Annotated in this window: 20 protein-coding genes and 3 tRNA genes; 14 read left to right on the top strand and 9 right to left on the bottom strand. The window is 27.5% G+C overall.

The genetic code is table 11. The features are described from left to right. The first annotated feature begins 362 nt into the window (after window positions 1-362). The 8 genes from F811_RS0114425 (at window position 363) to dxs (ending at window position 7,500) form a co-directional block, all read left to right on the top strand. On the top strand, window positions 363-1,061 hold the full coding sequence (locus tag F811_RS0114425; RefSeq protein ID WP_020005944.1) for a YdjY domain-containing protein: 699 nt from the start codon (window positions 363-365) through the stop codon (window positions 1,059-1,061). Between the two features lie 65 nt (window positions 1,062-1,126). After that, window positions 1,127-1,828, top strand: a complete 702-nt coding sequence (locus F811_RS0114420; RefSeq protein ID WP_020005943.1) for a YdjY domain-containing protein — start codon at window positions 1,127-1,129, stop codon at window positions 1,826-1,828. Window positions 1,829-1,848: 20 nt separating this feature from the next. Next, a complete protein-coding gene (locus F811_RS0114415) occupies window positions 1,849-2,253 on the top strand; it encodes a hypothetical protein (protein WP_020005942.1) in 405 nt (134 codons plus the stop codon). After that, window positions 2,254-2,913, top strand: coding sequence for a TIGR04282 family arsenosugar biosynthesis glycosyltransferase (locus F811_RS0114410; RefSeq protein ID WP_020005941.1), 660 nt, complete (start codon window positions 2,254-2,256; stop codon window positions 2,911-2,913). Beyond that, entirely contained in the window at window positions 2,914-3,594 is a 681-nt protein-coding gene (locus F811_RS0114405; protein ID WP_020005940.1) for a TIGR04283 family arsenosugar biosynthesis glycosyltransferase, read from the top strand. A gap of 10 nt (window positions 3,595-3,604) precedes the next feature. Continuing rightward, window positions 3,605-4,597 (top strand): heterodisulfide reductase-related iron-sulfur binding cluster, encoded by a 993-nt coding sequence (locus F811_RS0114400; RefSeq protein WP_020005939.1) that lies wholly within the window; start codon window positions 3,605-3,607, stop codon window positions 4,595-4,597. Window positions 4,598-5,004: 407 nt separating this feature from the next. Beyond that, entirely contained in the window at window positions 5,005-5,406 is a 402-nt protein-coding gene (locus F811_RS0114395; protein WP_020005938.1) for a hypothetical protein, read from the top strand. A 237-nt stretch (window positions 5,407-5,643) separates the two neighbouring features. Continuing rightward, entirely contained in the window at window positions 5,644-7,500 is a 1,857-nt protein-coding gene (gene dxs / locus F811_RS0114390; RefSeq protein ID WP_020005937.1) for a 1-deoxy-D-xylulose-5-phosphate synthase, read from the top strand. Here dxs and F811_RS0114385 read toward each other — a convergent pair. The 3 genes from F811_RS0114385 to F811_RS0114375 form a co-directional block, all read right to left on the bottom strand. Beyond that, window positions 7,495-8,631: an HD-GYP domain-containing protein gene (locus tag F811_RS0114385; protein WP_020005936.1), complete on the bottom strand. Its 1,137-nt coding sequence runs from the start codon at window positions 8,629-8,631 to the stop codon at window positions 7,495-7,497. The genes dxs and F811_RS0114385 overlap by 6 nt on opposite strands. A gap of 146 nt (window positions 8,632-8,777) precedes the next feature. Continuing rightward, complete coding sequence (gene radA / locus F811_RS0114380) at window positions 8,778-10,160, bottom strand: DNA repair protein RadA (protein ID WP_026364473.1); 1,383 nt, start codon at window positions 10,158-10,160, stop codon at window positions 8,778-8,780. A 5-nt stretch (window positions 10,161-10,165) separates the two neighbouring features. Beyond that, window positions 10,166-12,205: a GldG family protein gene (locus tag F811_RS0114375; RefSeq protein ID WP_020005934.1), complete on the bottom strand. Its 2,040-nt coding sequence runs from the start codon at window positions 12,203-12,205 to the stop codon at window positions 10,166-10,168. 183 nt (window positions 12,206-12,388) lie between these two features. On the opposite strand from F811_RS0114375, the gene F811_RS0114370 reads away from it, so the two are divergent. From F811_RS0114370 to F811_RS0114350, 5 genes are all read left to right on the top strand, one after another. Beyond that, window positions 12,389-12,461 (top strand) — tRNA-Phe (locus F811_RS0114370). A gap of 122 nt (window positions 12,462-12,583) precedes the next feature. Further along, window positions 12,584-13,297 (top strand): RluA family pseudouridine synthase, encoded by a 714-nt coding sequence (locus F811_RS0114365; RefSeq protein WP_026364472.1) that lies wholly within the window; start codon window positions 12,584-12,586, stop codon window positions 13,295-13,297. Between the two features lie 86 nt (window positions 13,298-13,383). Further along, window positions 13,384-13,456, top strand: a tRNA-Lys gene (locus F811_RS0114360). Between the two features lie 26 nt (window positions 13,457-13,482). After that, window positions 13,483-13,555: transfer RNA gene (locus tag F811_RS0114355), tRNA-Glu, on the top strand. Between the two features lie 165 nt (window positions 13,556-13,720). Then, on the top strand, window positions 13,721-14,920 hold the full coding sequence (locus F811_RS0114350; protein WP_020005933.1) for a pyridoxal phosphate-dependent aminotransferase: 1,200 nt from the start codon (window positions 13,721-13,723) through the stop codon (window positions 14,918-14,920). A 69-nt stretch (window positions 14,921-14,989) separates the two neighbouring features. Here F811_RS0114350 and F811_RS0114345 read toward each other — a convergent pair whose 3' ends face one another. The 6 genes from F811_RS0114345 to F811_RS0114315 form a co-directional block, all read right to left on the bottom strand. Continuing rightward, on the bottom strand, window positions 14,990-16,990 hold the full coding sequence (locus F811_RS0114345; RefSeq protein WP_020005932.1) for an OLD family protein: 2,001 nt from the start codon (window positions 16,988-16,990) through the stop codon (window positions 14,990-14,992). A 250-nt stretch (window positions 16,991-17,240) separates the two neighbouring features. After that, window positions 17,241-17,633: a rhodanese-like domain-containing protein gene (locus F811_RS0114335; RefSeq protein ID WP_020005931.1), complete on the bottom strand. Its 393-nt coding sequence runs from the start codon at window positions 17,631-17,633 to the stop codon at window positions 17,241-17,243. Window positions 17,634-17,757: 124 nt separating this feature from the next. Next, on the bottom strand, window positions 17,758-19,020 hold the full coding sequence (gene mtnK, locus F811_RS0114330) for an S-methyl-5-thioribose kinase (RefSeq protein WP_020005930.1): 1,263 nt from the start codon (window positions 19,018-19,020) through the stop codon (window positions 17,758-17,760). A 26-nt stretch (window positions 19,021-19,046) separates the two neighbouring features. After that, window positions 19,047-20,096, bottom strand: coding sequence for an S-methyl-5-thioribose-1-phosphate isomerase (gene mtnA, locus F811_RS0114325; RefSeq protein ID WP_020005929.1), 1,050 nt, complete (start codon window positions 20,094-20,096; stop codon window positions 19,047-19,049). Window positions 20,097-20,166: 70 nt separating this feature from the next. Further along, window positions 20,167-21,120 (bottom strand): arsenosugar biosynthesis radical SAM (seleno)protein ArsS, encoded by a 954-nt coding sequence (arsS, locus tag F811_RS0114320; protein WP_020005928.1) that lies wholly within the window; start codon window positions 21,118-21,120, stop codon window positions 20,167-20,169. Window positions 21,121-21,382: 262 nt separating this feature from the next. Continuing rightward, on the bottom strand, window positions 21,383-21,790 hold the full coding sequence (locus F811_RS0114315; RefSeq protein ID WP_020005927.1) for a rhodanese-like domain-containing protein: 408 nt from the start codon (window positions 21,788-21,790) through the stop codon (window positions 21,383-21,385). 181 nt (window positions 21,791-21,971) lie between these two features. Between F811_RS0114315 and F811_RS0114310 the strand changes: the two genes are divergently transcribed. Continuing rightward, window positions 21,972-23,159 carry an aminotransferase-like domain-containing protein gene (locus F811_RS0114310; protein WP_020005926.1) on the top strand — a complete coding sequence of 396 codons (1,188 nt, stop codon included), beginning with the start codon at window positions 21,972-21,974 and terminating at the stop codon, window positions 23,157-23,159. Window positions 23,160-23,354: the final 195 nt, after the last annotated feature.

Raw genomic sequence — 23,354 nt, 5'->3', positions numbered from 1 at the left:
CCGCCTTGCTCTGCGTGCCGTAGGCATGTGTGCCACATATGAAGTACGTCTGCGGCGAGAAGCAGGCACAGCCATCAGTAGCGAAAGGCTATATTTTAGGTTAAATTTAATAATTTATTCTACATATAAAACATAATTAGTAGGATTTAGTTTTATTTTAGACTTGCACTTTTTGGTTCTTTTTGCGGCGGGAAAAAGAACAACATAAAAATTGACAAACTTAAAAATTTTCAGTATATTTTTGAGTTTTTGTATAGTGATTTTTTAATATGCTAATAATCTTAAAAATATTTAGCATCTGAATGCGTAAGTATTCAGAACTTTTAAGCGAAATATTTTTAAGTTTTTAAAAGGAGTAATATATGAACAAAAAAATTATTATTATTTTACTTTCTGCATTTATGTTTTCATCATGCGGAAGTAAACAATCTGAAGAATCAAATAAGTCAGCTTCAGAAAATTCTCAATTAACTAATTCGATGGGAAGCGTCATATTAAGAGATGAAAATGCAGTTCCTGTTGTGATAGATAATGATAATAAAGAAGTCATTATAGAAGCAACAGTAAATGGTAAATATTTTAATACGCCTTCAAGACATCATGGCATAGTATTTAAAGGCGGTAAGTATGGAGACAGAGCTGTTTTAGTAGGATTAACAGATGAAAGAGAAGTTTATCAGGCTTTAATTGATATAGGGGCAGTAGCAGGAAATAATCTTAAACTTGAAGATTATGGTAAAGTAAGTGAATATGTAGATGGTCAGAAATTAGATATATTTGTTACTTGGGACGGCTTGGATAAAGAAATACCTTTTTCTGAAGTAATAAAATCTTCAGAGGAAAGACCTATTGATGTTAGATTCGGCGGAAATTTTGAGGCTGCTAAAGCTAATAGAACAGGCTGCATACTATGTCTTGACAGCTGTCCTATTGCTATAACAAGTGATGCTGCTTTTGCGACTGCAGAACTTGACAGTAAAAAAATAGATAAATATATAAGAGAAGATGTACTTCCAGCTGATGGAAGCAAGGTTTATGTAATATTTAGAATAGCAGAATAATATTTATTTAGTTTAAGTATAAGTAATATGAAATAAATATTTTTAAGGTTTAAAAGGAGTAATGTATGAACAAAAAAATTATTATTATGTTATGTTTATTATCGGCATTAATGTTATCATCATGCGGAAATAAACAACAATCATCATCAGTAAACAGCAATGGTGCAGAATTGACTAACTCTATGGGAAGCGTAATACTTAGAGATGAAGGAGCTGAGCCTGTTGTTATTGATATAGAGAAAAAAGAAGTTATCATTCCAGCAGAAGTAAACGGCAAATATTTTAACAGTCCTACAAGACATGGTGTAGTATTTGACAGAGGTGTTAATGGTGATAAATCAGTTTTGAGAGGTTTGTCAGATGAGAGAGAATTTTATCAGGCATTAATAGATATAGGAGCAGTAGCTGGAAACAATCTTACTATGGAAGATATGAAATTAGAAAAAACAGTAGATGGTCAGAAATTAGATGTATTTGTTACTTGGGACGGTTTGGGTAAAGAAATTCCTTTTTCAGATATAATAAGATCAGATGAAGAAAGACCTATGGATATTAGATTCGGCGGAAATTTTGAGGCTGCTAAATCTAAAAGAACAGGCTGCATACTATGTCTTGATAGCTGTGCAGTTGGTATTACAAGCGATGCTGCTTATGAAACAGGTGCTGTTGAGGTGAAAAAAATAGGAAGATATGGCAGAGAAGATGTACTTCCGCCAGATGGAACAAGAGTATCAGTGATTTTTAGAATAGCTGACAATAATAATTAAAAAATTTAAGGGATTGATAGGTGAAATATTTTATTATACTTTATAATACTTTCTTATGGGCTATGATAATTGCTTTTATTATGTTTAAAAATGTATGGCTTGAGATGAGAGTTAATATAGGTTTATGTTTTTTTATTGTATGGGCTTTGTTTTTTATAATATTTTTATTTGTAGGAAGCAAAAAAAACATTTTTAAAAATTTTAAAATATTTTCATCTATTAATCTTATATTATTCTTGGTAATTACTCTAATAATATTGTCTCCTAAAAGTGCTGCATATGTTCCAGCATCTATTATAAGAGATGGTTTACATGCTGGCAAATTATTAAAGCTTAATACTATCAATATTATTCTGCTTTTATTTATTATTGGGGGACTTATTTTTATATATTCTAAAAAAGTAATAGATAAAGGTAATAAATAAATGAAATCAAATGCCTTTATAATATTTACTAGAATACCAATAGCTGGAAAAACAAAAACAAGACTTCAGACAAAATTAACTCCAGATGAATGTGCCGATATTCATAAATGTTTTTTAAAAGATATATATAAAGAAATGATAGGATTAAAAGAATATGATATCGATGTTATAGTATCATATAATCCAGAAGGTGATTTTAATATCTTAAAAGAAATATTTAATAATGATGTTGAGTATATTAAACAGGAAGGCAGTAATCTTAATGAAAAAATATATAATTCTATTAAAGAGGTATTATTTTTAGGGTATGATAAATGCGTTTTAATTGGTGCTGATATACCAGAGATAACTAAAGAAAACATTATAGATGCATTTAATATACTCAGTGATAATGATTTTGTATTTGGTGAGAGTTTTGACGGCGGATATTATCTTGTGGGTATGAATAAATACAGCGATATTATAGTGAAGTCTGAAAGCGGTATTTTGAAAGATATTTTATTCTTTATAGAAAAAAACAATTTTAAATATTCAGTTATAGAAAAAAAGCATGATATTGATGAGTATGAGGATTTACTTTCTTTAAGTGAGAGAATAAATAATGGAGAGGCACTTTTAGAAAATACTGGAAATTTTTTGAAAAATATTGGACTTTTATAAATGTCAGTATCTATAATAATACCAATTTTAAATGAAGAGAATATAATAGAGAGACTAATAAATGATTTAAAAGTTTTGAAAGGTGATTTTGAAGTTATATTTTCTGACGGAGGAAGCACAGATAAAACTTTGAATATAATAAAAGAAATGAGTAATTATAAAATAGTTTGCTCTGAAAAAGGAAGGGCTAAACAGTTAAATAGGGGGGCTCTGGAGAGTAAACATAATATACTTTTATTTTTGCATGCTGACAGTATTATAGAAAAAGATGTTATAATAAAAATAGAGAAGTTTATCAAAAATGGTAATAGAACAGGCTGTTTAAAAATAAAATTTGACAGTAAAAAAATATTAATGAGTATATGCGGATTTTTTTCTAATTTGAGAGTAAAGTTTAGAAATATTGCCTTCGGGGATCAGGGAATATTTATAGAAAAAGACTTATTTATGAGTATAGGAATGTTTGATGATATAGCACTTATGGAAGACTATAAATTATCTATAAAATTAAAAAAACTTTATCCTATAAAATATATTGATTCTTATATCATATCTTCTTCCAGACGTTTTGAAAAAAATGGTATTATAAAAACTATTATCTGTATGCAGAAACTTCAGCATATGTTTAGAAAAGGTTATGATATAGAAAAAATAGCAGATATATATAATAATATGAAGTGAGGAGTTTTTTATGCAGATGCCTGATAATGTAAAAGACTGTATACACTGCAATAAATGTGTGAAGAAATGCAGTTTTTTAAGCAAGTATAATATAGATTTGGAAGCATTTTCAAAAAGAGAAGATTTAGCTTATCATTGTTTTTTATGCAATGACTGCAATATAGTTTGTCCTAAAGATATAGACGGAAATAAAATATCTATGTGTATGAGGATAAATAAAATAAACTCTGATATAAAAAATAAAAAAGAAATAGAAAAAAAATATAAATTTCTTATGCTTGAAAAAACTGATTATATTTTTAAAAATTATAAAAATGTTATAAGCGAATCTGTAATATTTTCAGGCTGTAATTTTTCATCATTTTATCCTGATGCTTTGAAATATATATTAAATAAATTTAAAAAAGAATATAATATAGGTTCTGTATTTGACTGCTGCGGCAAACCTATAGCTGAACTTGGAATAGATGAAGAGAGTATTGTTAAAAAACTTGAAGATAGAATGATTTCGCATGGTGTAAAGGAGATAGTAACATTATGCCCCAACTGTTATTATTTTTTAAGTCCTAGAATAAATAGTATTAGAATTATAAGCATATACGAAAAACTTAATGAGCTTGGTTTAAGATTTAATTTAAATATTGATGAGGAAATTAATTTATTCATACCTTGCCCAGATAAAAAAACAAAACATATAAAGAACTCTATATTAAATATTATAGACGGAGATATAATTGTTAAAGAGATAAATGATATTAATTGCTGCGGATTAGGAGGCTGTGCTATAGTTAATGAAAAAGAAATAGCGTCTGGATTTATAGAAAAATTAAAGAGTAAAAGATTAAACAACTTATATGTTTACTGTGCTACTTGTGCGGGTAATTTTAATAGAAACAAAATAAATAATGTAAGGCATTTGCTTCTTAGTATACTTGGTATTGATAATTTAGAGATAAAAAATAAGAGTTCTATTATTAATAGGGCGATGTTTAGATTTTATTGATTAAATTTAGTATATACCTAAACAAATACAGTTCTTCAAATTTGAATTATTTATGAATGCGATTATTATTTATTCGATAAAATATATTATAACAACTATATTTTATTTAAAAATGCTTGCTTTTGCCTACTTCTCTCCTGCATACTGCACCAAAGTGATGCGTACCTTATATGTAGGTATTATAGCCGTAGTCACAACAAATAACCAAAATGAAAAATATATTTTTTTCAGACTTACTAATTTTCATCAAGTTTTATGTATAAAATATTTACATTATATGTGTTTGATTTTATGTTAAATAATATAATTTTGTTAGATTATATATTTTTTTTACTGTATTGACAAAATCTATATAATATATATTATAGGTAGGTATATTGTATTATAACAATATTTAGGAGGTTTATATGATTAATAAAAAAAGAATTGTGAAATTTATATTGTTAATGCTATTTCTTTCATTAACATCTTTGTTTTTTACATCATGCTCATCACTATTTGATTCTGCATCAAAATTCAGACCTTATGATTTAAGAGGTACTTGGAGAAATAAGGACGATTACAGAGAAGAATTTACTATTTCCTATGATGGTATATTAACTTCTTATAATGCTGATGGTTCATATAGCCATCATTATATTGAGAATTGGGATAATGAGAAGTATAATGAAAAAAGTTATTATGAGTTAATTATACCAAATCTTCCAATTTTAGGAAATATGACTTTTTATTTTAAAAGTGACAATGAATGTGAAATAAGTTATGGAAGTGTATCTGGTATAACTTATTATTTTGAAAAAGTAAGCTAAATAAAATATTTGAAAATGAAAAAATATAATTGATAAATAACTTAACTGAATAAAGATATTTAAGTATATATTATTATATTTAATATAGCTTTAGTATATACTGTATGTTTACTTTAATAAATTCATAAATACTAAAAGGCAATATGTATGTATCTTATGCAAATTTTAGTTTTTAATTATTGAAATAAAATATTTTATAGTTATAATTGGCTTATATTTTAATTATAAGGTATTGTAATGTATTTAGAAGGAATAAATAGTCCTATTGATTTAAAGAGATTAACAGTAGAAGAATTGCAAATTTTATCTTCTGAGATAAGAGAGTTTTTGATAAATAATGTTTCCAATACAGGGGGACATTTAGGAAGTAATTTAGGAGTAGTGGATTTAACTATTGTACTTCATTATTTATTTTCTTCTCCAAGAGATGCTTTTATATTTGATGTTGGTCATCAGTCATATACTCATAAAATTCTCACTGGAAGAAAAGACCTATTTCATACATTAAGAAAATACGGAGGACTTTCTGGATTTCCTAAAAAATCTGAGTCTGAACATGATATAGAAGAAACAGGACATGCCTCTACTTCATTATCATTTGCTTATGGGCTTGCTTGTTCAAGAAATATACTAGGTATTAAAGGCGATGTTATAGCCATAATAGGAGACGGGGCTATGACTGGTGGTATGGCTCTTGAAGCTATGAATAATATTGCAAATACTGATACTGATATAATTATAGTATTAAATAATAATGAAATGTCTATAGGTAAAAATATAGGTGCTATATCAAAGTTTTTAAATACAACTTTAAATGATTCATTAGTTCAGGAGGCTTCAGAAAAGGTTAGAGGAATAGTTTCAACTCTTCCTTTCGGGGATATTGCAAATGAGTTTATAGATAGAGGTAAAGGTGCTATTAGAACTTTTGTTGCACCTGGTATAGCTTTTAGAGAGATGGGATTTAAATATTTCGGTCCTGTTGATGGGCATAATTATGATGATCTTATAAATACTTTTAATAAAGTAAAATCTATAAGAGGTCCTAGACTTGTTCAGGTTAACACAGTTAAAGGAAAAGGATATAAGATAGCTGAAGAAAATCCTTCAAAATTTCATGGAATAGCTCCTTTTGATATAGAAACTGGAGAATTGAAAACAAAACAAGATTCAAAAACTTTTTCTGCCATTGCAGGCGAATGTATTGTAAATGCTGCGAAATCAAATAAAAATATTGCAGCAATAACCGCAGCTATGGAATCTGGAACAGGATTAACAGAATATGCCAAAATGTTCCCTGATAGATTTTTTGATGTGGGAATAGCCGAGCAGCATGCAGTAACATTTGCAGTAGGGCTTGCTGAAAGCGGTATAATACCTTTTGTTTGTTTATATTCTACATTTCTTCAAAGGGCATATGATCAGGTTATACATGATGTTGGTATTATGAATGCCAATGTTAAACTTATGATAGATAGGGCAGGTCTTGTACCAGAGGATGGAGATACTCATCAGGGTGTATTTGATGTATCTTTTTTGAGAATTGTGCCAAATATTACTATCATGGCTCCTATATGTGAAAAAGATTTTAGAAGTATGGTAAAAAAAGCTGTAGAATATAAAGGTCCTGTTGTTATAAGATATAATAAATCTTCTGTAAGAGAATTAAAAAATGATGAACTATTAGATGATATAGAAATAGGAAAAGCATATATTCTTAGAGAAGATAAAATAAATAATAATGTTATAATAAGCTATGGTCAGACGCTCATTGATATAACAGAAGCGGCTTATGAACTTAATACAGATTTTACTATTATTAATCTTTCTACTTTAAAACCTTTAGATGAAGAGACTATTTTAAAACAGATAAAAAAAGCTAATAAAGTTTTAATTATTGAAGAGGCTTTGGAGGCAGGAGGAATTGGAAGTGCCATATTGGAATTATTATCAGATAATGAAATATATAAAGAGGTAAAACTTCATGCATTGCCTGATAAATTTTTTGAGTCGGCGTCAAGAGCAGAACTTCTAAATATGTATAAACTTGATAAAGATGGATTAAAAGAGGTAATAAAAAATTATTTTTTATAATTTGATTTTTTTTACTTCTTTTAGAAATTGTATAAACATATCCGTTATAATAGGATCAAGCATTATATTTTTTTCTACAAAGTTTTCGACCATATAGTTTACAGCTTCTTTGCTTGATTTATTAAAGCTATGTGTTAAAGTGTCATATACATCTAGAACTTCTAAAATTTTAGCAGGCAGATATGTTAAACTTTGAAGTGTTAATATATCTTTATAATCATAAGAGACTATATATTCTATATAATGATTTGGATTTCTTTTTAAAGCTGCTTTATATAATTCACTGAAAAGTCCGTATCCATGTCCGTAATATTCATGATGTAAAGAAACGGTTAAAGATACTCCTTCGCTTCCGCGCATAAAATATTTTGTAAAGTTGTAGTCTTTTATGGAATGATTATCTTTTTTCTCTTCAGGTATAGGTATATAGTCATGATTATTTTCAAGTGCAATATCATGCATTAATATTCCTATAGCTGTATCCAGCAATGTATTAGCTTCTAACTTTCTTATTCCAAGTTTAACATTTGTTTCCAAACTGTTTTCTGTATCTATATTGTACATTTTATATATTTTCTCAGAATATTTGTAGTAAGTTTTTTTGAAATCTACTCTTATTTTATTAGTTAGTCCCTGACTCATTTTTTCATTAAAAAAGAGTATAGCTTCTATTGCTGTCAAAAATACCCTATTAATATGTCCTATTGTGGAGTCAGATTTAAATGCTTCCATATTTTCAAAAATATTATTAGTTTCATACTCTTTTTTATATATTATCATAGATATTTCAGATATTAAAAGTTTTATCATTTTTGATAGGTTTATTATATCTTCTTCATCATTGCTTAATGTATTGTTTTCTTTTTTTTCTAAATAATCTATATATTGAAGCCTTAATATGAAAGCTATTTCTACAAGCATTTTGGAGATGGCTGATGCGGTTTCAGCGTCTAAGAAGTTTTTACGATAATAAGTGAGTTTTGCTATATATTGTCTTAAATAATTCTGTATTTCTTTATTTGATTTATTAATAATATTTTGAAGTATATTTATTTCTTTATTAGCTATTTCTTTATTTGTAGGTATGCAAAATTTGAATTTATTGTAAAAATCTTCTGCTTTTATACTCAAAATTTCTCCTTAGACAAATATAATATTTTATATAGTAATATTATATATCATTATATTATATTTTTCAATTATATTTTTTGTATATGCATGTATTAAAATTATTATTAACGGTAATTTTTTCATTTCTTTAATAAAAAATATGTGAGTTATGATATACCTAATCTTTTTACGGCTTCCGAAATATGATCTAATCCTATAATTTTTATTCCATCTATATTTTTTACTTCTTTTAATGCACGCTTAGAAATATATACTTCTTTGAGAGAAAATTTTTTCATTTCTTTTATGCGTCTTTCTATAAATCTTACAGGTCTTATTTCTCCAGAAAGTCCTAATTCACCAATATATGCAGTTGTTCTTTGAATAGATATTCCAGACATACTGGAAGCTATTGCCATTGCTATAGATAAATCACTTGCTGTTTCTTTTACATTAAGTCCGTTTGCTATATTAATATATACATCTTGATTTGAAAGATTTAGATGTGCACGTTTTTCTAGTATTGCTATTATTATAAGAAGTCTGTACTGATCATAACCTATAGTAAGCCTTCTAGGATAGCCGAATGCACTGCTTCCTACCAATGCCTCTTCTTCAACACAAAATACCCTGCTTCCTTCTATTACAGGGGTTATGACGCTTCCTGCAAATACTGCTTCATTTAATCCTCTAGTAAAAACTCTTGAAGGATCTTTAACTTCCATTAATCCTTTTTCAGCCATTTCAAATATTCCGACTTCATCTACTGCCCCATAACGGTTTTTTACAGCTCTTAATATTCTGTATATTCCTTTATCATCACCTTCAAAATAAAGAACGCAGTCTACTATATGCTCTAGAATTTTAGGTCCTGCTATAGTTCCTTCTTTTGTGATATGTCCTACCAAAAATATAGTTATATTTTTTAATTTTGCAGTCTGCATTAAAGCCCATGCACAGTTTTTTATTTGTGCTGGAGAGCCTGCTATACTATTTGTTGAGGGGCTGTATACTGTTTGTATAGAGTCTATTATGGCCAGTGTAGGAGGATTATCTAATAATGTATTTATTATATTATCGCAGTTGGATTCTGATGATATTAAAAAATCTGAATCTTCCAAAGCAAGCCTGTCAGCTCTTAACTTTATCTGCTCAATAGATTCTTCGCCTGTAAAATAATAAACTTTTTCATCTTTAGCAATATTTGAAGCAACCTGCAAAAGCAAAGTAGATTTACCAATACCCGGTTCGCCTCCTATAAGTATGACACTTCCAGATACAATTCCTCCTCCTAAAACTCTGTTAAGCTCATCTATATTTGTTGATATTCTTGCACTTTCATTAGTTTTTATTTTTTTTATAGATGTTAACTGAGCTTTATCTGAAGAAACGGAAGTTCTTTCTCTTATAGCTTTATTTGTATTTTCTGTAGGTTCTGTAAAAGGCTTTAAGCTATTCCAAGAACCGCAGGAAGGGCATTTACCCATCCAATTAATAGTGCTTTCTCCGCAGTTATCGCAGACAAATATTGTGTTATTTTTCTTTGCCATATTTATTAATTTTTATTATTAAACTTTTCAAAAATTTTCTCTCTTCTCTTTTTATCTGAGCTCCATAACATAAGCCCAAATACTATAACAGCAGCAGGAAGCATAACTATATTTATAACTCTTACAAATAGTTTTATAGTTTCAGGTACTTGATAAGGAGGATTATATACAGCACCTTTTCTTCTTATGCTCATAAGTCCATTATCTCCTACCATATAATCAACTAGATTCATTAAGAAAATTTTGTTTGCAGTATAGGCACTATTTTTAGCCATTTCATAAGAGCCTACAGCTATAACTTTTCCGCTTGTAGTGGAGTTAATTCTGTTTATATCATTATTAATATTGTTTTGAGTGTTATCTGACAACGGTATATCCTTTCCTTCAAATGCACTATTCATCTTTCCCTCAAATACAGAAGCTAATAATCTTTTTGATAATTTACTTGAATCAGTAGGCATTCCAGTCATAGATGCAGTGAAGTTCTCCGTTTCAACCCAGCTTTTATCGCTAGTATAAATTAGAGGTGTAATTTTTATATCTGTATTATTTGTATTTGTGATAATTTCTGATGATATAGGTGTAAGCATTAAATTAATGCTTTTAGTTATATCACTTTTGGCATTGATATTTTCTGCAGCTATTAAAGGTATATAATACATTTTCTGTTCTGGCATACCTTGCTGAAGTTGTGCTTTATATGAATTATCATCAAATATCATATTTTCTGCTACAGTAAATCCGTAATTAGGAAGTATTTCATTAAGTCTGTTTGTAACTGGTATAAGTTTAGGTCCGTACATTTGAGCAGCTGGATCGTCTTGATTTATCTGTACCCCATTAAGCATAAATAGTACAGGCTTTCCGCTCATAATGAATTGATCTAGTTTATATAATTCATAGTCGCTGAATGCAGTTTTGCTTCCTAAAACTATTAAAGCATCTATATTAGAAGGTATATCATTTAAAGAAATATCAACTGCTTCAAAATTATAATTTCCTTCTATCTCTGATACATACTCACTTACACTGTCATATGCATCATTAGGGTTTCCTCCAAATTGAGGCGGTATAGTTATATAGTTTGCTTCTTCATGACCTTGTATATATCCTATAGTAGCTTTAAGTCCTAGCATACTGTCTATATTTTTTGATATTTCATCTTTTATTTGATCAAAAGCTCCATATAATATATATGATGTTGAAAGATGTCTTATATCATCTCCGTTTTCTAAAACTAATGCGAAATAAGCACTTCCTTTATTTGCTACTATATTTCCGTCTGGGTCTTTTATATCCTCCCATTCTATCTTTTCTACATTTAATTTTTTTATCAATTCCTCATTTTCTTTAGTAGGGTTTGTCATATCTACATTAATAAACTTTACTTTGTTCATTAAGTCTTTATTTGCTTCAGCCACTGCCTGCATAATAGAGTCTGGTATAATTTCCATTGCTCCTATTTGAAGTAGATCATATATTTCAGGCGATGATATATAATAAACATTTAAATTATTTTCAAGTCTTTTTAATCTGTCGTTTTTATCCATCATTTTTCTTATGATAGTATCTATATTATATTCTAAACCTTCAGTTGATTGAATAAAAGGTATAGTTTCTATAGAGTCGCCGTATATAAAAGAAAGTCCCATATATGCTACTTTAGTTTGTGTTTGATCTTTTTCTAAAACACTTATTTGAGTTGGATTTATTCTGTACTGAGAAGCTAATTCAGAATGTTTTGATGCGTCTATTACCTCAAAACTTATATTTTTTCCTCCTGCTGTTTTATATCCTTCAAACAAATCTTTTACATATTTCTCATAAGTTGAAAAAGGAGGCGGAAGATTTGGTGTAACAAAAAACTTTATACTCATAGGTTCTTTTAAATTTTTAACCAAGTTTTTGCTTTCTTTACTTAGAGAGTATACTTTATCTTTTGTTAAATCTATCATCGGGGTGAATTGATTAATTATAGCGTTTATAAGTATTATAATTACAACTATTAATGAAAATGTTATTATTCTGTCTTTTTTCTTTGTCATGTATTACCTGCTCATTAAGTGTTTTTTATTTAATTAATATATTTTAGATTAAAGAACATATTATATATTAACATTATTATTTGTCAAAATATATAGAATATAAACCCAAAAATATATTTTTTGTAATAATTTTTATATTAATACTTGACATTTTTTATATGTATGTTATGATAATTATCACTTGCCCAGTTAGCTCAGTAGGTAGAGCAAAGGACTGAAAATCCTTGTGTCTAGGGTTCGATTCCCTGACTGGGCACATTTCTTTTGTTTTCCCAATCAAATAATCTATTCACTAGTTTAATAATTAATTTTATACACTTGACAATAACTTCTAATGCTTTAAAATATTTTACTATTAAAATACATAGCGGTAAAAATATGAATATAGAAAAAGAAATGACAAATTACATTAATCCAATATATGAGGATAATCATATAATAGTGGCAGTGAAGCCTCCTAATATACCCGTTCAGGGTGATATAACTGGAGATTTATCTTTTTTTGATAATATAAAAGATTATATAAAAATAAAATACAATAAAAAAGGAAATGTATTTTTGGGGCTTGTTCATAGATTAGACAGACCAGTATCTGGAATAATGGTTTTTGCCAAAACTTCTAAGGCAGCTTCAAGATTAAGCGAGGCTATAAGAGATAGAAAATTTGAAAAGACTTATTATGCTGTTGTTAATGGCATACTTTTAGATAAAGAGGGTAGGCTTGAAAACTATCTTATAAAAAAGACAAATAAATTGGGTAATATTGCTCAGGTGGTTTTTGAAAATACTAAAAATGCCAAAATAGCAAAATTAAAATACGAGGTTGTAAAAGAAGATTTAATAAAAAATCTGAGCCTATTAAAAATAGAATTAGAGACAGGAAGGTTTCATCAAATAAGAGTTCAGCTTTCAAATATAGGTCATACCATATATGGAGACAGGAAATACGGAAACTATATAAAATATGACAGAGATGATGTTCCTTTAGCCTTATTTGCCAAAAGTTTGAGATTTCCTCACCCTACAAAAGATGAATATATCTATGCCGAGGCGGATTTACCTAATTATAATCCTTGGAATATATTTGAATAAATAATTATGAAAAAAATTATTTTTGGTACTTGACAAAAAATAATAATATGCTATTATATACAAACATTCAAATGAATGAAACAAACGGGCCAATAGCTCAGTCGGTAGAGCATCGCCCTTTTAAGGCGGTTGTCGAAAGTTCGAACCTTTCTTGGCTCACATAGAGTTTATATTCTATTTAATATGCCGGTGTGGTGAAGTGGCTAACACACAGGATTTTCATTCCTGCATTCGCGGGTTCGAAACCCGTCACCGGTTCATTTTCTTACCATACTTTAGAGAGTATGGTTTTTTTATGTTTTATATTTTCTATGTAATCAATTACAAAAATTTTAATATTATAAATAAATTGTATTGACAATTTTAATACTTTGGTATATTCTCTCTTTTTAGATTACTATATATAAAAATTTGGAGAGAAATATGTATATATCTAAAAGAATTCAAAGGCTTAAAACTTCGCCTGTAAGAAAGTTAAATCCATATGCTGAAGAGGCTGTAAAAAGAGGAATAAAAATATACCATCTTAATATAGGACAGCCTGATATTGAAACACCAAGTGTATTTTTAGAAGCTATTTCCAAATATAAAGGAAAAACTCTTAAATATGAGAATTCAAGAGGTATGAAGCCGCTTATTAATAAGATTCAGGAGTATTATGATAAATTAGGTGTTCATTATGAAGAAAATGAAATAACTATTACTAACGGCGGAAGTGAAGCAATATTATTTAGTTTGCTTGCTATTTTTGATGAGGGTGATGAAATTTTGGTAGCAGAGCCTTACTATGCTAATTATAACAGTTTTTATGATGTGCTTGATATAAAACGTAATGCTGTTAGAACTTATGCAGAAAACGGATTCCATCTTCCTAAACGCGATGAGATAGAAAAACATATTACTCCAAAGACAAAAGCATATATGTTCTCTAACCCTTCAAACCCTACTGGTGTTGTATCTACTAAAGAAGAGCTTGATGATATAGCTTATCTTGCTAAAAAACATAATATGTTCATCATAAGCGATGAAGTATATAGAGAATTTGTTTACGGAGAGAGAAAAGCAATCAGTTTTGGTACTTATAAAGATTTGGCTGATAATGTTGTAATAATTGATTCTATATCAAAAAGATTCTCAGCATGCGGAGCTAGAATAGGCTGTATAATAAGCAAAAACAAAGATTTCAGTAATGCAGTATTTAGAGAATGTCAGGCTAGATTATCAGCTCCTACACTTGAAATGGTTGGTGCTGCTGCTTTATATGATTTACCAGAGAACTATTTTGAAGCTGCTAGAAAAGAGTATGATAATAGAAGAAAAATATTATTTGAAGAGCTTACAAAGATGGACGGCGTAGTAATGAAAGAACCTGAAGGTGCATTTTATGTACTTGCAAAACTTCCAGTAAAAAATGCTGAGGATTTTGCTATATGGCTTTTAAAAGATTTTAATCTTGATAATGAAACTGTAATGTTTGCTCCTGGTGAAGGTTTTTATGCTACTGAAGGTTTGGGTAAAGATGAAGTTAGAATGTGTTATGCTTTGGAAGCTAAAGACTTAAAAAGATCTATGGAAATATTAAAACAAGGCTTAATAAAATATAAAAAAGAAGTAGAAAAATAATTTTTATATTAAAATTAAAAAAGGGGCTATTAAAAAATAGTCCCTTTTATTTATTATAAATTATTTCTATTAATCTATTTCTCTTATCACCTTAAAGAAATTATCTATTGTTTCCTTAGATATTAATTCTTTATTATAATAGTCTATTATATTATTTTTAAATAAACTTGAATAAAGTGCATCTTTATTTTTTTTATCTATTTTGTAAATTTGTTTATCCTCATCACTAAATAAATCTTCTATAGTAACAAAATTGCTGTTTATATCTGTTAGCTGTGTTACTTTAAGATTTGTATTTTTAGCGAGTTCTTTAAATTGATTAGCGGAGTTATCACCGTCAATTAATATAGAAGGTTTTTTTGATATATTGCATAATCCTTCTATTATGATATTTTTTTGCTTTTCATCATTTTCTCTTCCTATACCATTAATAGGCATGAATGCTATATCTATTTCTTTATTTTCTATATATTCCATAAGTATTTTAAAGGCCGTAAAATAATTATAGTCTATAATTCCTTCTACATATATCAGTTTTGTATCTCTGGTAATATCTATATGTTTTATACCAAATGCATTTATAATTTTTTCAAGAGTATCTGATTTGCCGTAAGTTGCAGAGAAGTCATTTTCAATTTTTATTCCTATACCGTCCTGTTTTATTTCGGCTATTTTTAATTCGTCTAAATAATTTATATCAGCAAAATATGGAATTTGAACAGATGTTATAATTGTAACTCCATTGTCTTTTGCAAACTGTTTTAAAAATTCTCTAAGTTCTTTTATTACTGGTACTGATAAATGCTGCTCTGGCTCATCTATTATAATAATATCTCCTTTTTTAAACTCATTATAATTCAATGTGTTGAAAAATAAACTGAAAAACCAATTAAATCCTTCAGACTCATTTTCTAAATTTGTAAGTCCGTTTTTGCTTTCAAAATATATTTTTATGAATTCTTTTTCTAATGATATCTTAAAACTATAATCACTATTTGATTTGTATAATTCATTGTTTGATATATATAAATCATTAAATCTTTTAGATATAGTATTTTCTAATATTTTATTTATTTCATTTTCTGTTTGTTTTGCAAATGCTACATCAGATAGTATATTGCTGTAATTATCTGATATATATTCATACATTTCCAAGTTATTGGCTGATTTAAATAAAGAATATAGAAAATTAGATTCTTTAATAAAGTTTTTATTGTTATTTTTTCTGTTATGTTTTGAAATCGAGTTCTCATTTTTTTTATAGCATGATACCACAAGTTCATCACTTTTTATATTGTTTTTATGAACATATACTTGAGAGTTTTCTATACCGTCAATTTTTATTAGTATATCTGTTAAATATTGTAAATTGCTCTTATTTATTTTATCTTCGTCTAATAATATATTATAATAATTATTCCATTTATCAAGTTCATAATATTCTGTTTTAAGTATGCTTATTAATAGTTTTAATTTATCTACTTTCTTATTTTCTTTGTATTTAGAAATTATATCCAAAATTTTTTCTGAAGAATAATTTAATATATCATTAAAATTTTCTTCTTCATTATTATCAGTTTTTATATTATTATCAACATTATAATTATTTTTATAAATATAAAATAGCTCATTATCTTTATACGCTTCATCATCACTTTTAAATATATAATTAAGTATTTTATATATATAATTTTTTTTCAAGACAATATCATATAAATCTTTGTTTTCTATAACAGTCCATACAATATTTTTATTCTGAGCATTACCTTTATATATGATTCCTTCATCAGTTTCTATAAATATTGAAATTTCTGGTTTACAGTTTATAAAGCCTTCTATTTTGGGATTATCTCTTTTATCGTCTATACAGCCTGTAAAAGCTTTTTCTACTGCAGAAAGTATATTACTTTTTCCAATGCCGTTAGCTCCTATTATACTTATTAAAGCTCCCTGTTTCATATCTCCGTTAAGGTATAATCTTCCGTACTTTAATTCATTTTCTTTGCTTCCCTCATTTTCCAAAACTGGATTAATGTTCCTAAAGTTTTTTATTGTTAAATACCTTTTCATAATTTTCTCCTCAATTTTTATATTTTTTTATATTGTTTTTTTGAGCATTTTACTTTATATAGATTTATGTTGCAATAGGCAATATATTTTTATATAGTTTTAAAGTATTAATATGTCATTTATAGTATAATTGATTTAATTTTTTATGGAGATTTTTATTAATTATGACTGTATATAATTTATTATTTTTTCTAAAATTTATAAAAAGAGCTGCAGCTTTAACTACAGCCCTTTTTAATAAAAAATGAAATTATTTATTTAATTCTTTAGATAATTCAGCATATCCAGCACCTTTTAGATAACTGATATTTTTGAATCCCATATCAGACATAACCTGAGCAGCTTGACCAGCACGGTTGCCTGATCTGCAGTATATTACATATGTTTTATTTTTATCTAATGCTGATGCTTTTGTTTTAAAATCGTTTGCTTTAAAATCTATATTTACAGCATTTTTGATAATACCTGTTTCTTTAATTTCTTCTGGTGTTCTCACATCAAGTATTACAATGCTTGAATCAGATTTTAATAATGATACAGTTTTCTTTAAATCCAATCCGTTTGCTTTTGCCTGAGAGAATGCCTGAATACTAAAAAGTAATAATGATAAAATAATAAATGAAATACTAATATGTTTTTTCATAATAAAAAACTCCTTTTAATAAATTGTTTATGTTAATGATAACACTTTAAATATTATAGTCAATAATTTCTACAATATGCATTTCACCTTGTAATCAAAGTTATAGTTATAAGCTTAAAATAGATTAAATTTTATCTATGCTTGAATATTTATTTACAATATCAGAAACTTTTTCTATATTTTCAATACTATCTCTATTTACTAAAAACTCTCTTCCTATTTCTAAACATATCCAATCAAGCCTTGCTCTTTCTTTTAAATCTTCTATTGAAGCAATATCTTTATTTTTAGCAAGTCCTAAAGTTCTTCTTATAAGTACGCAGCCTGCAAAACCAACAGCATCTTTAAATATTCTGTTTAATACAGTTTTTATATACTCTTCAGAATGTTTTTCTCCTTCATCATAATTCCAATATAGAGGTTTAGTTTCTTTTAAGTGTTTTTTCCATAATTTTTCAAATTTTTCTAAAGTACCTGTTATCATATATTTAGCAGTATCAAAAAGCCATTTTCTAAACTCTATAGAATTTGTACCAAGTCTTTTTTGATGATATTCCTGAGATATATAAGCCATAAAAAAGTTAGCACTTGCTTTTCCTATATCAAAACCTATAGGACCATAAAATGCAAATTCGGGGTCTATTACATAAGTTTCTTCTTCATTGCCCATAAAACTTCCCAAATGAAAATCTCCATGAAGTAATGCTTCTGCTTTTGTCATAAAGGCGTATTTCATTTCAGCTGCTGCTGTTTTTAGATTAGAATCTCTTTGAAATTGTTTTACTTTTTCTATATTTAATTCATCATAAAACACATTGGTTTCATTATCTTCAAAAGGGTGAGTAAAAATAAAATCCTCTGTTAAACTGCATAATTCAGCATTCATATATTCAGAGACAAGTGCCTTTTTTGTTTTGCTGTCTAAATAATAATCGGATGTGAAAAATAATGTTTTTGAAAGAAAATCGGTTAAATCTTCTGCAGCTTTTGGAAATTTTCTTCCGTTTATTATTTCTCCTCTGAGTACTTTATGTTTATTTAGGTTCTGCATTATAACAACGCACATATCATCAGAATCATAATATATTTTAGGCACTAAATTAGGACATAATTTGTACTGTTCTTTGAGTGTTTTTATTTCTATTTTCATTCTGTCTTTTTCTAATGGATAGTTTTCTCCAACGCATCTTAAAAAAGGAACGGACTGTTTTAATATTACAGTTTCCTTATCATTGTTTTTATTTGTAATACTGTATACATAATTTAAATTTCCATCTCCAATTTCTGTTATAACTAAATCATCAAAACTTGAGAATATATTTTTCATTTCATCAATTGTTTTTAAATAGTCTGATATAGTATTAATATTTAATTGTTTATAAGCCATATTTATATCTCCTTTATATATTTTATCTATTTAGTTAGAAGTGCTTTTAAATTTTCTATGTAAGGCGGTTTTATTATGCCTTTTTCAGTGATAAATCCTGTTATAAGTTCATTAGGCGTAACATCAAAAGCTGGATTTCTTACATTCATATCTAAAGGAGCAGTTTGTACTCCTGCAAAATTAATAACTTCTTTAGCATCTCTTTCTTCTATTATTATATCATTTCCAGTTTTAGTATTTAAATCAAATGTTGTAGAAGGACATGCTATATAAAAAGGTATATTGAAATATTTAGCTAAAATAGCTACACCCATAGTTCCTATTTTATTTGCAGCGTCTCCGTTTTCAGCAACCCTGTCGCAGCCTACTATTACCAAGTCAACAAGTCCTTTCGACATTATAAAAGCAGCCATATTATCGCATATTAAAGTAACATCTATACCAGCCTCCTGAAGTTCAAAACTAGTTAGTCTAGCTCCCTGAAGAAGCGGTCTTGTTTCATCAGCATATACTCTTATTTTTATTCCTTTCTGATGAGCTATATACATAGGGGCAAGTGCTGTTCCTATTCCGCTTACAGCTAATCTTCCTGCATTGCAATGTGTTAATATACCGCAGTTATCTTTTAAAAGCTCTGAACCGTATTCTCCTATTTTCTGGCATATATCAATATCTTCAGAATGTATTTTTTTGGCTTCTTCTTCTAGTATGTTATATAGTTCTAAAGATGATTTGTCTTTTTTATCTTTTATAGTGTTTATCATTCTATTTAAGGCATAGCTTAAATTAACAGCAGTAGGTCTTGAAGAGTTTAAATATTTTGCTCTCTCTTCTACAAAGTTTATAAACTCATTAGTATTTAAATTAGTTTTATTTTTTAAGTTTATAAGCAAAGAATATGCAGCAGCAACACCTATTGCAGGAGCACCTCTTACCTTTAATTCTTTTATCGCATTATATGCTTCTTCTTCATTTGATAGTTTTATTTCTTTTACTGTTATGGGTATCAATGTTTGGTCAAGTATATATAATTCTTCCCCAGTCCATCTTACAGTAGGTATATTTTTATTTTGCATAAAAAGTCTCCGAATAGTTTATGTATTATAATAAAGTATAGTAAAATGATTTTTTAATTTCAATAATTATTTAAGATAAATTACCCTGACAGCTGCTTCCTTCACCCGCAGTACATCCGTAACAGTAATCTTCAACTGGTATATTATTATCTTTAAAATCATCAATAGTTAAATCTCCTATATAATAAGATTTTCCGTTCTGAGATAAAAGATTTTTCATTTGATTAAAATCACAGTCATAAACCTTTCCGTCATATCCTATATTAATGGTATCAAGGCACATTACTTTAAATGCATTTGATGCATTAAAATTATCTTCAAGAAGCTGCATATATGCTTCGTATTTATTATTTTTCTTTAGTTTTTCTTCAAATCTTCCTATAGGTATATTTGCTATTGTATATAAATTATTAAACACTATATTATGATCATTTTTTAAATTGGTTTTATAATCTTTTTCAAGTTCTTTTTGAGAAGAAGGCAGATAATCGTCCAAAGGATTATAAACTAAATTTATTATCAAGTTTTCATCTATACCATATCCTATAGAGTTTAGATACTTAAGCATATTTATACATTTTTCATAAGTGCCGTTTCCTCTTTGTTCATCTACATTTTCTTTCGTGTAGCATGGAAGGGATGCAGTTAATTCTACATTATTTTCTTTGAAAACATCTATAAGTTCTTTTTTATCTTCTAAAATAGTTAAATTTGTTCTTAATATTATTCTTTTTACATTTTTTAATTTTCTAAGCTCTTTTATAAAATATTCTATAAACTCTGATTTTTCAGGGGCTCCTCCAGTAATATCAATATCAATTTCCTTTCTACAGTTTTTTATAAATTTTAAACAGTCGTCTATTACTTCTTTTGTTATGGTTTCTGTTCTATTTTTATTAGCATCCACATGGCAGTGAGCACAATTTAGGTTGCAGGCATATCCAGTATTGATTTGTATTGTTTTAATCTCTTTTTTATTTAGTTTAATTGAGTATTTTTTTAACATTTCTGAAAAATGAGTCATAATATCTCCGTAAATATTTTATTAATGTTAACTAACAAGTATAATAAATCATATTACTATACTTGTTAATTTTTTTAATTGTTTATTTATATGATTGTTTTATCTGTAATTAATTATATAAAATAATAATGATAATAATAGTTTTGAATTATTTTTATAGATTCACGATCTAATTAAATGAAAATAAGAGGGATTTTATTTTTATAATGTAATGTTCTGTATTTATAAAAATTATATTTCATAATAAAAAAATAATGATAAATTATTTAGCTAATGCTTTAGAAAACTCATCGTATCCAGCATCTTTTAAATTATTAATGTTAGTGAATCCTAAATCAGCCATTATTTGAGATGCCTGACCAGAGCGGTTTCCTGTTCTGCAGAATAATAAATATTCTTTACTCTTATCTAATTCAGATACTTTTTCTTTGAAATCAGCTGCTTTGAAATCTATGTTAGAAGCGTTTTCTATAGTACCTGTTTCTTTGATTTCATCTGGAGTTCTAACATCTATTACTATAATATTAGGATTAGATGCTATTAGTTCAACAGCCTCATCTACGTTTAAATTTTTGTAGTTTACAGCTTCAGAAGTTTCTTTTTTCTGACAGCCTGCAATTAATAATATGATAGACAATAGGCTAAAAGTGATAATAATATTTTTTTTCATATATAAAATTCTCCTTTTTTTATATAAAATTTTTTATATAATATCATACAAACAATTATAGTCAATTAGAATTTTATTTATATAATTTATTTATCTTTTTGATAAAAAATTGTAAAGTAATATAGCATTATTATTAATAGTAGTGTATAATACTTAACAAATTTTTTAAATGGATAGGATTATGAAATTAAGATTATCAAAAAGAGCATTACAAGAAGATTTTCAGGGTAATTTTGTTAAGATGATTTTAGAAGTAGCTGCCAAAGGTGATTTAATATCATTTGCAGGAGGATTGCCTAATCCAGCTTCTTTCCCAGTAGAGGAAATAAAAGCAGCAGCTATTAAAGTATTGGAAACTAAAGGCAGTTATTCTCTTCAGTATAATAGTGCTGAAGGATATGGACCTTTAAGAGAGTTTATTGCCAATAGGTACAGAAAACAAGGCGTTAATGTGGAAGCAAAAGATATTCTCATTACAAACGGTTCACAGCAGGCGTTAGATGTCATTTCTTCATGTTTGGTAGACCCAAGTGATACTGTTTTAGTAGAAGATCCGTCATATTTAGCAGCTTTGCAGTCATTTCATCTATATAATCCTAATATTAAAACTATTGATTTAAATGAAGACGGAGCAGATGTAGAACAATTTAGAGAATCTATGAATAAATATGACCATAAATTCTTTTATGCAGTTCCTAACTTCCAAAACCCAACAGGAATAACTTATACAAATGCTGTAAGAGAAAAGATAGCTGAAATAATGAAAGGCAAGGATACATTCTTTATAGAAGATAATCCTTACGGGGAATTAAGATTTAAAGGCGAACATCAAAAATCACTTTATACATATTTGGGAGATCAGGCTATACTTTTGGGTACTTTCTCAAAAACAGTTTCACCAGGTTTGAGAATAGGCTGGATAGTTTGCGGTATTAAAGAGCTTATGCAGAAAATGACAGAGTATAAACAGCTTATAGATATGCATACCAGCACATTTGTTCAAGTAGTTGTTAGTCAGTATTTTGAAGACAATGATTATGATGCCCATATCAAAAAAATCATAGACATGTATGGAAAACAATGCGGATATATGCTTGAAGCTATGGATAAGCATTTACCTGATGATATGCATTGGACTCACCCAGAAGGCGGTATGTTTGTGTGGGCTACACTTCCTAAAGGAATAGATGCTGTTGAGTTTTATAAGAAAGCTGCCGATGCTGGAGTTGCGGTTGTTCCTGGAGAGCCTTTCTATGAGGCTAAAAGAGGATTAGGTACTTTAAGACTTAATTATACTAACTCTAAACCAGAAGATATAGATAAAGGTATGTCTATACTTGCAAAAGTTATTAAAGATATGCGTAAATAATATTTTTATAATAAAATGATATAAGGGGCTTTATAAGGCCCCTTTATTATTGCATAATAATTAATTTTATATTTTAAAATATGTAATTTTTTATAAACATCATACAGGTATGAAGTATATAAAAAAATGTAATATATATCTAATATACGTTTTAATTAATTTACAATATTTTAATGTATTCATTATTAAATAAAA

This window comes from Brachyspira innocens ATCC 29796, from assembly GCF_000384655.1.
Taxonomy (GTDB): Bacteria; Spirochaetota; Brachyspiria; order Brachyspirales; family Brachyspiraceae; genus Brachyspira; species Brachyspira innocens.
Note: the sequence above shows the minus strand (reverse complement) of the source record. Positions and strands in the feature narration are given on the sequence as shown.